Raw genomic sequence first — 13,432 nt, 5'->3', positions numbered from 1 at the left:
GGAGGAGCAGCGGATGAGCAGCATCAGCGTGCTGCTCGTGGACGACGAGCCGTTGCTGCGCCTGGGTTTCCGGCTCGTCCTCCAATCCCAGCCGGACATGGTCGTGGTCGGCGAAGCGGCCGACGGCGCGGCCGCCGTGCGCCGGACCGGGGAGCTGGACCCGGACGTGGTGCTGATGGACGTGCGGATGCCGGGGATGGACGGGATCGACGCGACCCGGGACATCGTGCGTGCGCATCCGCGATCCCGGGTCCTGATCCTGACGACGTTCGATCTCGACGAGTACGCGTTCGCCGGTCTTCGCGTCGGCGCCAGCGGTTTCCTGCTCAAGAACGTTCCGCCTGAGGATCTGTTGTCCGCGATCCGTGCGGTCGCGGCGGGGGACGCGGTGGTGGCGCCCAGCGTGACCCGGCGGCTCCTCGACGCGATGGCCGACCGGCTGCCCGATCCCGGCGACCGCAGCGGTCCCCGGACCGATCAGCGGCTGTCCCGGCTCACCGAACGGGAGATCGAGGTGCTGGTCGAGTTGGCGGGCGGGCTGTCGAACACGGAGATCGGCATGCGGCTGGGCGTGTCGGAGGCGACGGTCAAAACCCATGTCGGGCGGGTGCTCAACAAGCTCGGACTGCGTGACCGGGTGCAGGCGGTGGTGTTCGCCTATGAGGTCGGCCTGGTCCGTCCCGGGTGAAGGCCGGCCCCGTGCCCCCAGCGGACCCGAAATTGTCGGTGCCCGGTGAGACGATTCCCATCAACCGACAGAGAGGAGCCGTGATGAACGGCAACGTCCCCCCGGTGTCCGACGAGCGCGACGGGCTGCTCAGTTTCCTTGCGCAGCAACGCCGTGTGCTGCGCATCTCCGCCTACGGCCTCACCGACGAGCAGGCCCGCCTGGTGCCCACCGAGAGTTCGTTGAGCATCGGTGGCCTGATCAAACATGTCGCCACCGTCGAGCAGGGCTGGATGGACACCGTGCGGCAGCGGGAAGCGCCTGGCTCGATGGCCGAGCGCCAGGCCCGGTACGTGGAGAACTTCCGGCTTGCCGAGCACGAAACCCTGGCCGAGGTGCTGGCGTGCTACGCGGCCGCGGCGAAGGAGACCGACGAGATCGTCGCGGGCATCGAAGATCTCGGACAGCCCGTGCCCGTGCCGAAGGGGGTGCCGTGGTTCCCGCCGGATGTGGAAGCGTGGTCGGTGCGGTGGGTGCTGCTCCACCTCATCCAGGAGACCGCCCGCCATGCCGGGCACGCCGACATCGTGCGTGAGCACATCGACGGAGGCACGGCCTTCCCGCTGATGGCCGCCGCCGAGAACTGGCCGGAGACCCCGTGGCTGAAACCGTGGAAACCATCGGTGTCCACGGACGCATAGCTCCCGCCTAGAACAACGTCGGTTCCACGGCCGTCGATCCTTCGATCAGCAGCATCCGGCGTTTGGTCTCGACCCCGCCCGGCGCGGAAAACCCGGTCAGTTTTCCGCCCGCGCCCATCACCCGGTGGCAGGGAACGATGATGGGGAAGGGGTTGCGGCCCATCGCCTGGCCAACGACCTGTGCCGAACCCGGCATGCCGAGCCGGTTCGCGATCTCGCCGTAGGTCATGGTCTTCCCGGGGGGAATGCGGCGCGCCAGGCCGTAGACCCGGCGGTGAAATTCGGGAATCCCGTCGAGATCGAGTTCGACATCCGCCAGGCCTCGGGGCTCGCCGCGCATGAGCGCGACGATGTCCTCGATGGCTTGCCGGATCGGCTGCGGTGGCTCGGTTTCGTCCGCTTCCGGGAACCGCGCTCGCAGCCGGGCTCGCGTCACCACGGCGCTCCGTTCGGGCAACCGGACGCTGAGGACACCGCGCTCACCCCAGGCGATACCGCAGTGCCCGATGGCGGTCGCGAACACCGCGAAACCTTGTGCCGTCACGCAACCCATTCTCCAGGATCAGGAGGTGCACTTCGCAACCCGTTCACGAAATCGCTGCCGCACCGGACAGAAAGCCTTGCGGATCGGTGAGTACCAGCCCGGTCTTCACCGCCCGGGCGGCAATTCCGGCTTGGCAGCGCCCAATGCGAGTGCCTTCTCGAAGGCGGATCGAGGTCGCTTTGTGGCGAAGCAGGGGTGGAAGTCTCCGGCGTTGCCGGGCCGGCCCCGGCAGCCGTCGGTCCGTGTCGCGGGCTCGAGTCAGCGCTGCGCGCCTTCGCGCCACGCGTTGGTGATCGGCAATCTGCGGTCGCGGCCGAACGCCTTGAAGGTGATCTTCGTGCCGATCGGGTACTGCCGGCGCTTGTACTCGGCCCGGTCCACCATGCGGATCACGCGATCGATCGTCTCGGCGTCGAAACCGGCCGCGATCAGGTCCTCGTAGCCGCGGTCACCCTCGACGTAATCGTCGAGGATGTCGTCCAGCAACAGGTAGTCCGGTAGCGAGTCGGTGTCGAGCTGGCCGGGACGCAGTTCGGCCGAGGGTGGCTTGGTGATCGAGTTTTCCGGGATCGGCGGAGTCTCGTCGCGCTTTTCGGCCTCGGCGTTGCGCCATCGGGCAAGCGCCCAGACATGTGTCTTGAACACGTCCTTGATCGGGGCGAACCCGCCGACGGCGTCGCCGTAGATCGTCGAGTAGCCGACCGCCAGTTCGGTCTTGTTCCCGGTGGCCAGCACCAGGTGACCCTCCAGATTGGACAGTGCCATGAGTAGCATGCCGCGGGTGCGGGCCTGGATGTTCTCCTCCGCCAGCCCGGTGCCCGCGAGGTTCAGCTGCTTGACGTAGACGTCGACCATGTCGGCGACAGGCTCGACGCGGAGGTGGCAACCCAGCCGCCGCGCGAGTTCCGCCGCGTCCGAGCGCGAGTGCTCCGACGAGTACTTCGACGGCATGGAAACGCCGTGAACATTCTCGGGCCCGAGTGCGTCCACGGCGAGCGCGGCGGTGACAGCCGAGTCGATACCACCCGAGAAGCCGAAGATCACCGAGGAGAACCCGTTCTTCTGAACGTAGTCCCGTAGGCCGATGACCAGCGCGTTCCACACCTCGGCTTCGTCGGAGAGCGGCTCGCTGATGGGCGCTTCGGGGCCCGGTTCGTAGGCCGGCACCGGCTCGGTGCCCAGCACCCGGCGCCGCACCCGGAGCCCGTGGAACTCGCCCTCCGCGGCGTGCCCGCCCCCGGGCAGGTCGAGGTCGACGACCAAAAGGTGCTCGGTGAACTGGGGGGCCCGGCCCAGCAGGATGCCGTCCGCGCCGACCAGGATCGAATCCCCGTCGAAGACCAGGTCGTCCTGGCCGCCCACCAGGTTCGTGTAGACGAGTGGTGCCTTCGCTTCCGCGGCCCGGCGGGCGACGAGTGGCAGCCGGATGTCGTCCTTCGACCGCTCGTACGGTGAGGCGTTCGGCGACACGACCAGGTCAACCCCGGCCTCACCGAGTGCGGAGACCGGGCCGCCCTCCTGCCAGATGTCCTCGCAGATCACCATGCCGATGTCCAGCCCGTGCAACCGGACGACGTCGAGCGTCTGGCCCGCCTTGAACCAGCGGTGCTCGTCGAACACCCCGTAGTTCGGCAGGTGGTGCTTGTACTGGCGTGCGACCACTTCACCGCCGTACAGCGCCGCGGCCGCGTCACGAGGCCCAACTTCGTCCTGATCGAGGTACCCGACGTAGGCGAGGACGTCCCCACAGCCCGCCTCCGCCAGCTCGCGGGCGAGGGCGTCGACGGCCTGCCGGGAGGCCTGGGCGAAGGTCTCCCGGAGCGAGAGGTCCTCGACCGGATACCCGGTCAGGGACATTTCGGGAAACACCACGACATGCGCCCCGGCCTCGCGGGCCTTGCGCACCCATGCCACCGTCAACCGTGCGTTACCCGAAACATCCCCGACCGTGGAGTTGACCTGTGCGAGCGCGACCCTGAGTTGCGGCATGCCCATATTCTCGCCCACCCGCACCGGCCCCGACGAGGAGAATGTGCCCAAGCTCCCCGGTTCGTCCTCAGCCCTTCTTGCGGCTGAGCAGGCTGCGCACCTGCTTGAGCGTCTGCTCGAAGTCGGAGTCGAACGGGTTGTCGTGCACCAGGTAGGTCCAGGTCGAGGTGGCCCGTCGCACGCCCGATGCCGCCAGATCGGCGCTTTCGGCGGTGATCTCCGCTTTCTTCAGGGTCTTGACCGAGCGTTCCTCGATCTCGGTCCGGATCTTGTGGAACGCGGGGATGGCGGTCCGGTGGAACTCGTCCAGCGGTGTCTCCCGCGCGAGTGCCCGCAGGTGGATGCTCTCCCGCACGTCGGTCAGAAACGCCAGGTGATCCGACCACAGGTCGTCGAGGTGGTACAGCATGATCTCCCGGCACACCTCCACCAGCTTTTCGCGGTCCAGCGTCTCCGCCAGCTCGGCGTACCGCTCCGGCGATGCCTTCTCCAGCGTTTCGGCGGCCAGTTCGGTGCACAGCAGCTTGTCCCGGTGGTCCAGCAGCTCCCGGCGCTGGTGCTCGATCAGCCGGGTGTACCGCCAGGTGTTGCGGTGGATCTCCAGGTCCACCCCCTCGGCCACACGCTGGGCGTGGTTGATGTGCCGTTGCGCCACCTGGTCGGTGATCTCTCCGGTTTCGTCGTCGGCTTCGATCCCGTCGGGCACATCGGGCGCGTTGGACAGCACCAGCTCGTCGTTCAGGCTGGCGAAGAAGACGGCGCTGCCGGGGTCGCCCTGACGCCCGGAGCGTCCGCGCAGCTGTCCGTCCAGGCGGCTGCTCGGGTAGCGTGCGGTGCCGATCACGTGCAGCCCGCCCAGTTCGACCACCCGCTCGCGGTCCTTGCCGTCCGCGCCGCCCAGCCGGATGTCGGTGCCCCGGCCGGCCATCTGGGTCGAGACGGTCACCGCGGCGTAGGCGCCGGCCTCGGCGATGATCGCGGCTTCCTCGGCGTCGTTTCGCGCATTGAGCACGACACAAGGCAGGTCGACCTTGGCCAGCTTCTCGGCCAGCTCCTCCGACTCCGCGACGTCCTGCGTCCCGACCAGGATCGGCCGTCCCGTCTCGTGGACCTTGCGGATCTCCGTCTGGATGGCCCGCAGCTTGTGTGAGGGCGAGGCGAAGATGCGGTCCGGCAGGTCCTCCCGGACGTTCGGGGTGTTGGGCGGGATCACCGCCACCTCGAGCTTGTAGAACTCCCGCAGCTGCTCGGCCACCGCCACCGCGGTCCCGGTCATGCCGGCCACCTGCGGGTACCGGGCGAGCAGGGCCTGCACGGTGATCGAGTCGAGGATCTCGCCGCGGTCGGTCGCGGGCAGCTGTTCCTTGGCCTCGACGGCGGCCTGCAGCCCGTCCGGCCAGCGCTGCAGCTCGGCGACCCGGCCACGGGATGCGTTGATCAGCTGCACCTTGCCGTCCCGGACCAGGTAGTCCACATCCCGGGTGAGCAGGGCGTGCGCGTGCAGGGCCACGTTCACTGCGGCCAGCCGGTCCGATCCCGAGTCGTCGTAGAGGTCGATGCCCCCGAGCGCCTTCTCCACCACCGATGACCCGGCGGAGGTCAGCCACGCGTTGCGCCCGTCGGAGTCGGTCTCGTAGTGCAGGCCGGGCCGCAGCCGCCGCACCACGTTGGCGACCTCGAAGTCGGCGACGCCCGCGTCCACCGAACCCGCCATGACCAGCGGCACCCGCGCCTCGTCCACCAGCACGGAGTCCGCCTCGTCCACGATCGCGACCTCGGGCGCCGGCTGGACGATGTCCTCGACCCGGGTCACCAGCCGGTCCCGCAGCACGTCGAAACCGATCTCGCTGACCGCCCCGTAGGTGACCTCGGCCGCGTACGCTTCCCGCCGCTCGTCGCGGGTGAGTGACGGCTCGACCCAGCCGACGGAGACGCCGAGCAGCCGGTAGACCGGGCCCATCCATTCCGCGTCCCGGCGGGCGAGGTAGTCGTTGACCGAGATGACGTGCACCCGCTTGCCCTGCAAGGCGTAGCCCGCGGCGGCGAGCGCGCCGGCCATCGTCTTGCCCTCACCGGTCTCCATCTGCACGACGTGCCCGGCGAGCAGCCCCATGGTGCCCAGCAACTGCACGTCGAAGGTGCGCTCGCCGAGTGCGCGCCGCGCGGCTTCCCGGCCCAGCGCGCACACCTCGACCAGCTCGGTTTCGCCGAAGCCTCCCGCCGACCTGAGCTTCCCGGCCCGCTCGGTGAGTTCGGCGTCGGTGAGCTTCTCCACCTCGGTCTCGAGCTCCTCGATGGTGGGGAGCAGGGCCTCGTACTGGGTCAGCTCGATGCTGGCCGGGCGCTCGATGAGGCGGCGGAGGCGCTTGCCCATCCGGCTGATCAGTGCTGGCACCCCTGGTCTCCTGTCTTCTTCCGGTAACTCACACCAACGTGCCACACCCGATGTCAGAGTGGGGCATATGTGCTCCCCGACAGGATGGCACGATCACGCGGTGTCCCTCGTCAAGCGAACCACGCATGCGGCCATCTCGGGTTGCGTCCTCCTCCTGGCATCGGTCGCCGCCTGCTCCCCGCAGCACACGCCGACCGCCCACCCGCAGGCCGTGGTCGAGTCCAAGGGACCCGTCGGGGCCGTGCCGGCGGGGCTGGAGAAGTTCTACTCGCAGCCCCTTTTCTGGGGCGACTGTGCACCATACGCGACTTCGGACGACGCGAAATCCGCCTTTGGCAGCCAAGACCTGCGGTGCGCCCGGTTGACCGTGCCGGTGGACTACGCCAAGCCCGCGGGGGACACCATCACCCTCGGCCTGTTGCGCAGAAAAGCCGGCGACCCGGCGAGCCGGATCGGCGCCCTGGTGGTCAACCCCGGCGGGCCGGGGGCCTCGGGCATGGTCGCCGCGGCCGGCCTGGCCGGCCGTACCGCGCAAACCGATCTCGGCAGGCGCTTCGACCTGGTCGGCTTCGACCCTCGCGGGGTCGGGGCCAGCGAGCCGGAGATCACCTGTTTGACCGACGCCGAGCGTGACGCGGACCGCGCCGAGGACCTCGACGTCGACGGCTCGCCCGCGGGGGTCGCGAAACGCGAGGCCGACGCCCGGGATTTCGCGAACAAGTGCGCCCAGCGCACCAGGTTCGGCGCCGAGATGCTGGCCAACCTCGGCACCCGGGACGTGGTCAGGGACATGGACGTGCTGCGGTCGGTGCTGGGTGAGCAGAAGCTGACCTACCTGGGCTACTCGTACGGCACGCGAATCGGTTACACCTACGCCGAGGCGTTCCCGGGCAACGTCCGGGCGATGGTGCTGGACGGTGCGGTCGACCCCAACGAGGACGAACTCGATTCGCTGATCAGCCAGGGTGCGGGTTTCGGCACCGCGTTCAACGATTTCGCGACGTGGTGCGTGGCGCAGCCGAACTGCGCCCTGGGCGGCAACCCCGGCACGGGGACCCAGGCCTTCCAGAACCTGGTCCGCCCGTTGATCGACAACCCGGTCCAGCTCGGCGACGGCCGGAAACTGACCTTCGACGACGCGACACTGGGGGCCATCCAGGCGCTGTACTCGCAGCAACTCTGGCAACCGCTCAACACCGGGCTGGCCGAGCTCAAACGCGGTCGCGGCACCACCCTGATGGCGCTGGCCGACCAGTACAACGAGCGCGACAACACCGGCCACTACAGCAACACGCAGGACGCTTTCACCGCGATCCGGTGCGTGGACGATCCACCGGTCTCCGACAAGGCGAAGATCCTCGCCGCGGAGAACCGGTACGACCAGGTCGCGCCCTTTCTCGACGACGGCAGGCCGAACGGGGCCGCGCTGGACGCGTGCGCGTTCTGGCCGGTGCCCAACACGTCGCGGCCGCACGAGCCGGCGGTCCGCGTACCCCCGGTGCTGGTGATCTCCACCACCAACGATCCGGCCACTCCCTATCAGGCCGGGGTGAACCTCGCGAAGGCGATGAACGGGGCGCTGCTGACCTTCGAGGGCACCCAGCACACCGTCTTCCTGCAGGGAAACTCCTGCGTGGATGCGATCGGATCGGCCTACCTGACCGGGGGCACCCTGCCGGCGACCGGGCAACGTTGTGCCGCTCAGTGACTTGGCTGGCACGATGTGAGAGATGCGTTCGTTGCACTCTCTCGCCGCGGTGCTGCTCGCCTGTTCCTTGGCCGCGTGCACGACAGCCCAGGCACCACGGCCGCCGGCGCAGCCGTCCCCGGCGTCCGACGCCCACGCACTCGACCGCTTCTACCAGCAGAAACTGTCCTGGGGAGACTGCGGCCCGTACGCCGGGGACGAGCAGAGCCAGGACGCGTTCCGGGCGCCCGGGATCGAATGCGCCAGGTTGACCGTCCCCCTGGACTACGCGCGTCCGCAGGGGGACACCATCACGGTCGGCGTGTTGCGTCACAAGGCACTCGACCAAGCGAACCGGATCGGCTCGCTGGTGATGGACCCCGGCGGGCCCGGCGGCTCGGGCATGGAGGTGGCGGCGCGCCTGGTGCCCACGGTGTCGAACAACGCCATCGGCCTGCGGTTCGACCTGGTCGGCTTCGATCCCCGGGGGGTCGGCGCCAGCCGGCCGCGGGTGCGGTGCCTGACCGACGCCGAATGGGACGCGGAACGCGCCGGCGCGGGCGTCCAGGACTTCGGGACGAAGTGCGTGCAGCGCACCGAGCACGGCGCCGAGATGCTGGCCAACATGGGCACCCGGGATGTGGTCAAGGACCTGGACGTGCTCCGGGCCGCCCTCGGGGACACCAAACTGAGCTACCTCGGCTACTCGTACGGCACCCAGATCGGCTACAGCTACGCCGAGGCCTTTCCCGCCCAGGTCCGGGCGCTGGTACTCGACGGCGCGATCGACCCCGCCGAGGGCGAGCCGGAGTCACTGATCGCGCAGGCGGAGGGGTTCAACCACGCCTTTGGTCTGTTCGCCGCCGAATGCGCCCGTCACGACGGGTGCGCGCTCGGTGGGGACCCGGCCCGTGCCATGACCGTCTTCTCCGACATCGTGCGGCCGCTCGCCACGAATCCCGCGAAAACCGGGGACGGCGACCGGCGGCTGTCCTTCGGCGACGCGATCACCAGCGTGGTGGAGGCGTTGTACTCGAACCGGTCGTGGTCGATCATGAACACCGGTTTGAACCTGCTGAAGTCGGGTGACGGCAGCGTGCTCCTGCGGCTGGCCGACGGGTACTACGAGCGCGGGCAGGACGGGCGGTATTCCTCCCTGCAGGAGGCGTACTACGCGGTGCGCTGCGTCGACAACCCGCGCGTGACCGACCAGGCGGCCATCGCGGCGGCGGGGCAGCGGATGAACGACGCGGCGCCGTTCCTGGCCGGCGGCCGTCCCGACCGGTTCGAACTGGACATCTGCGCGTCGTGGCCGGTGCCGAGCACCTCGCGGCCGCACCGGGTGTCCGCGCCGGGGCTGCCACCGCCCCTGGTGATTTCCAGTACCGACGACCCGGTCACGCCCTACCGGTCGGGGGTCGATCTCGCGTCCGAACTGGGCGGGGGTCTCCTCAGCTTCGACGGCGCCCAGCACACCGCGTTCCTGCACGGCAACCAGTGTGTCGACATCGCCGCCCTCGACTACCTCGTCGACGGGACCCAGCCCGCGCCGGGCACCCACTGCCGGTCCTGAGTTCAGCCGGGCGGAGCCGTGGTCATCGGCGCGTTCACGTCGGAGAGCGCGAGTTCCAGCATCACCGCGCCCTCGTTCGGCTGCCGCGGCGGCACCTGCATCCAGACCCGCACCAGTTCCCGTGGCTCCCGCTGGGTCACCCAGAACTTCACGTCCACATCGGACTGGATCTGCGGCAGGACGGTGGACACCACGTCGCGCGCCAGTTCCCCGGTGACCCGGTAGGTCTCGACGCCCTTGACGTCTTCCCGGGTTTCGGTCTTCAACCCGGTCGCGTCCCCGAGCAGTCGCGGCAGCCCGCGTGCCGAACCCAGCAGCAGGACGGGGTTGTAGTCGGCGGGCAGCGGCTCCTGTTTCCGGGCACCGTGCTGGTCGGTGAGGTACAGGGTCGATGAGTCCATGAGGAAGGTCAGCTGGAAGCGATTGGTCGACTGCTGCACGTCGGCCTGCCCCGACGCCCGCCCGTCCCGGCTGGCCTGACCCTTCACGTCACGCACGTCGAGTCCTGGAATCGTGCCGCTGACGGTGAAGTCGAATCGCACGGAGTGCCAGGCGTCGATACTCGACCTGGCGGCCGCGACCAGTCCCGTCCCGTCGGGCAACGGGCCCGAGGTGTCCGGCGACGAATCACAGGCGGCGAGCGCGACGGTCAGCAGAAGGACACCGGCGGTGCGGCGGAGCATGCGACAACCGTATCCGGTCAGGGCCGTGAGAACGTTCGGCGGTAGGCCAGGGGCGCCACCCCCGATGGCCGCCCGGAGGTGTTGCCGCAGCGACGCGCCGCCGCCCAGCCCGGATCCCTCCGCCACCCGGTCGATGGGCCGTTCGGTGGTCTCCAGCAGGTGCCGCGTGGAGCACCCGCTGCTGGTTCAGCCATGCCCGGGCGGACAGCCCGGTCTCCGCGCGAAACCGCCTGCTGAAGGTCCGCACGCTCATTCGCGCGTGTTCCGCCAGCGTTGCCAGGTCAAGTGGTTCGCCGAGCCGTTCCAGCGCCCACGCCCTGGTCTTCGCGGTACTGCCCGCGTGCTGCTCGGGCAGTGGGCGCTCGATGAACTGCGACTGCCCGCCGTCTCGCCTCGGCGGCACCACGCAGTACCGGGTGGTGTGGTTGGCCACCGCGCCGCCGTGGTCAGAACGGACGACGTGAAGGCACAGGTCGACGCCGGCGGCGAGCCCCCTTCGTCGACGAACAGCACGTTCTCGTCCAGTTCCACCTGGGGGTAGAGCCGCCGGAAGGACTCGGCGTGCGCCCAGTTGGTCGTGGCCCGTCGCCCGTCGAGCAGGCCTGCCGCGCCGTGCACGAACGCGCCGGTGCAGATCGACATGATCCGCGCGATCCGCGCGTGCGCCGGGATGCGGGCGTGGCAACGTGCCTTCCTGGCGTGGCCCGTGCACCCCGGGGCCCGGGATGATCACCGTGTCGGCTTCGGCGAGGATCTCGGGTCCGGCGTTGAACTTGGCTCGGTGACTCATGTGAAGAAGATTCACCGCGCCTGGTTCGTGGCCGCCGCCGCGTTCGTCGCGCTCGTCGGTGCCGCGGGTTTCCGGCCGGGCCCTGGGGTGCTGATCGATCCGCTGCACGGGGAGTTCGGCTGGTCCCGGGGGACCATCTCCGCCGCCGTGTCCGTCAACCTGCTGCGCTACGGCCTGGTTTCGCCGTTCGCCGCCGCGCTGATGGATCGGCTGGGGATGCGGCGGGTTGTGCGCGATCGCCTCCGTGATGTCACTGCCGATTCCCTCCCACGGGGCAGGATGGGAGATCCGAAACATGGCGTTAACAAGGCGCGCATAGGGTGCGGCCATGGATCGCCAGCAGGAGTTCGTGCTGCGCACGCTGGAAGAACGTGACATCCGGTTCGTTCGCTTGTGGTTCACCGACGTCCTGGGTTTCCTCAAGTCGGTCGCGGTCGCCCCGGCCGAGCTCGAGGGCGCCTTCTCCGACGGGATCGGGTTCGACGGATCCGCGATCGAGGGGTTCGCCCGGGTCTACGAATCGGACATGGTCGCCAAGCCGGATCCCGCCACCTTCCAGGTGCTGCCCTGGGAGACGCCGGAAGGCGGGCACTACTCGGCGCGCATGTTCTGCGACATCGCGATGCCCGACGGCTCACCGTCCTGGGCGGACCCGCGTCATGTGCTACGCCGCCAACTGTCGAAGGCCGGCGAAGCGGGTTTCACCTGCTACGTGCATCCCGAGATCGAGTTCTTCCTGCTGGCCAACTCGCCCGACGACGGCAGCGAGCCCGAGCCTGCCGACAACGGTGGGTACTTCGACCAGGCCAGCCATGCCAAGGCCACGCACTTCCGCCGTCACGCCATCGAGACTCTCGAAGCGATGGGTATTTCGGTCGAGTTCAGCCATCACGAGAACGCGCCGGGACAGCAGGAGATCGACCTCCGCTATGCCGACGCGCTGACGATGGCCGACAACGTGATGACGTTCCGGTACGTGATCAAGGAGGTCGCGCTCACCCAGGGCGTGCGGGCGACCTTCATGCCGAAACCGTTCACCGGCCGGCCCGGTTCGGGGATGCATACGCACGTGTCCCTCTTCGAAGGCGACCGCAACGCGTTCCACAACCTGGAGGAGCCCTTCGAGCTGTCCGAGACGGGCAAGGCGTTCGTGGCGGGAGTGCTCCATCACGCACGCGAGATCTCCGCGGTCACCAACCAGTGGGTGAACTCCTACAAACGGCTGATCACCGGGGGAGAGGCGCCGACGACCGTCTCCTGGGGCCGGGCCAACCGCTCGGCCCTGGTCAGGGTGCCGAACTACTCACCCGGGAAGGCGTCCGCACGCCGGGTGGAAATCCGCACGATCGACTCGGCGTGCAATCCCTACCTGGCGTACTCGGTGGTGCTCGCCGCCGGCCTGAAGGGGATCGAGAAGGGTTACGAGCTGCCGCCGCCCGCCGAGGACAACATCTGGGACCTGACCGATGCCGAGCGTAAGGCGGCGGGGTACGAGCAGTTGCCGCAGAACCTCGGGGAGGCTCTGGCCGAGATGGAGCGCTCCGAACTGCTCCCCGAGGCACTGGGCGAGCACGTCTACGACTTCTTCCTGCGCAACAAGCGGGTCGAGTGGGACAACTACCGCAGCGCGGTGACCCCGTATGAGCTGAGGACCCTGCTGCCGGTGCTCTGACCTGTGCGTTCACCCCAAAGTGACCCCCCTGTTTCAGGGGGGTTCCGGGACGTGTAATCTTCTCTTCGTCGCCAGGAACACCGGGCCGACGGGGCGAAAGCTCCGGTGGCTGGATCAGGGACGAGCGGTGTTGACACTGCGGAGCGGACCTGGTAATGTACTGCGACGGCCCGGAGGTGGGGTCGCAACTACCACTACTAATGTTCGGTAGGGTGGCGGCTTCTCTTCTCTGGGACAAGAACTTCAGAAGCAACGAATCGCGTGTTGTTTGAGAACTCAACAGTGTGTTTTGATGAATATGCCAGTAGTTTTTTGTGCCCTTTTTGGGTTTTTGGTTTTGATGTTTGTGAGTCGATCGGGCTTTTCTGGTTGTTGTTGGAGAGTTTGATCCTGGCTCAGGACGAACGCTGGCGGCGTGCTTAACACATGCAAGTCGAACGCTGAACCGGTTTCGGTCGGGGATGAGTGGCGAACGGGTGAGTAACACGTGGATAACCTGTCCTTAGCTTTGGGATAAGCCTTGGAAACGGGGTCTAATACCGGATGTGACTTGTCATCGCATGGTGGCGGGTGGAAAGCTTTGGCGGCTAGGGGTGGGTCCGCGGCCTATCAGCTTGTTGGTGGGGTGATGGCCTACCAAGGCGACGACGGGTAGCCGGCCTGAGAGGGTGTCCGGCCACACTGGGACTGAGACACGGCCCAGACTCCTACGGGAGGCAGCAGTGGGGAAT

Annotated in this window: 9 protein-coding genes, 1 rRNA gene and 2 pseudogenes; 7 read left to right on the top strand and 5 right to left on the bottom strand. The window is 68.5% G+C overall.

From position 1 onward, the window contains the following. Nucleotides 1–13: 13 nt before the first annotated feature. Both VJT49_RS01300 and VJT49_RS01295 read left to right on the top strand, forming a co-directional pair. A complete protein-coding gene (locus VJT49_RS01300) occupies nt 14–688 on the top strand; it encodes a response regulator transcription factor (protein WP_324162259.1) in 675 nt (224 codons plus the stop codon). A gap of 83 nt (nt 689–771) precedes the next feature. Continuing rightward, nucleotides 772–1,368, top strand: a complete 597-nt coding sequence (locus VJT49_RS01295; RefSeq protein WP_324162257.1) for a DinB family protein — start codon at nt 772–774, stop codon at nt 1,366–1,368. Between the two features lie 7 nt (nt 1,369–1,375). Here VJT49_RS01295 and VJT49_RS01290 read toward each other — a convergent pair whose 3' ends face one another. The 3 genes from VJT49_RS01290 to secA2 form a co-directional block, all read right to left on the bottom strand. Further along, a complete protein-coding gene (locus tag VJT49_RS01290; RefSeq protein ID WP_324162255.1) occupies nt 1,376–1,912 on the bottom strand; it encodes a methylated-DNA--[protein]-cysteine S-methyltransferase in 537 nt (178 codons plus the stop codon). A 258-nt stretch (nt 1,913–2,170) separates the two neighbouring features. After that, entirely contained in the window at nt 2,171–3,901 is a 1,731-nt protein-coding gene (locus tag VJT49_RS01285) for an NAD+ synthase (protein WP_324162253.1), read from the bottom strand. A 67-nt stretch (nt 3,902–3,968) separates the two neighbouring features. Beyond that, the gene (gene secA2 / locus VJT49_RS01280; protein ID WP_324162251.1) at nt 3,969–6,296 is read right to left on the bottom strand and encodes an accessory Sec system translocase SecA2; all 2,328 of its coding nucleotides are present in this window, start codon (nt 6,294–6,296) and stop codon (nt 3,969–3,971) included. Nucleotides 6,297–6,363: 67 nt separating this feature from the next. Between secA2 and VJT49_RS01275 the strand changes: the two genes are divergently transcribed. Next, on the top strand, nt 6,364–8,004 hold the full coding sequence (locus VJT49_RS01275; protein WP_414635771.1) for an alpha/beta hydrolase: 1,641 nt from the start codon (nt 6,364–6,366) through the stop codon (nt 8,002–8,004). A 22-nt stretch (nt 8,005–8,026) separates the two neighbouring features. Continuing rightward, a complete protein-coding gene (locus VJT49_RS01270) occupies nt 8,027–9,556 on the top strand; it encodes an alpha/beta hydrolase (RefSeq protein ID WP_324162247.1) in 1,530 nt (509 codons plus the stop codon). Between the two features lie 2 nt (nt 9,557–9,558). Here VJT49_RS01270 and VJT49_RS01265 read toward each other — a convergent pair whose 3' ends face one another. Together VJT49_RS01265 and VJT49_RS35000 are read right to left on the bottom strand one after the other, a co-directional pair. Then, entirely contained in the window at nt 9,559–10,239 is a 681-nt protein-coding gene (locus VJT49_RS01265; protein ID WP_324162245.1) for an LppX_LprAFG lipoprotein, read from the bottom strand. Between the two features lie 17 nt (nt 10,240–10,256). Further along, nucleotides 10,257–11,137, bottom strand: a pseudogene (locus tag VJT49_RS35000) (helix-turn-helix domain-containing protein). On the opposite strand from VJT49_RS35000, the pseudogene VJT49_RS01250 reads away from it, so the two are divergent. From VJT49_RS01250 to VJT49_RS01240, 3 genes and pseudogenes are all read left to right on the top strand, one after another. Next, a pseudogene (locus VJT49_RS01250) lies at nt 11,021–11,272 on the top strand (MFS transporter); the annotation flags it as partial. The pseudogenes VJT49_RS35000 and VJT49_RS01250 sit on opposite strands and share 117 nt — an antisense overlap. Nucleotides 11,273–11,357: 85 nt before the next feature. After that, on the top strand, nt 11,358–12,701 hold the full coding sequence (locus VJT49_RS01245; RefSeq protein ID WP_324162243.1) for a glutamine synthetase family protein: 1,344 nt from the start codon (nt 11,358–11,360) through the stop codon (nt 12,699–12,701). 372 nt (nt 12,702–13,073) lie between these two features. After that, nucleotides 13,074–13,432 (top strand): 16S ribosomal RNA (locus VJT49_RS01240); the annotation flags it as partial.

Source organism: Amycolatopsis sp., from assembly GCF_035276945.1.
Lineage (GTDB): Bacteria > Actinomycetota > Actinomycetes > Mycobacteriales > Pseudonocardiaceae > Amycolatopsis_E.
The sequence above is the reverse complement of the archived record's forward strand: the minus strand, read 5'-3'. Positions and strand labels throughout refer to the sequence as shown.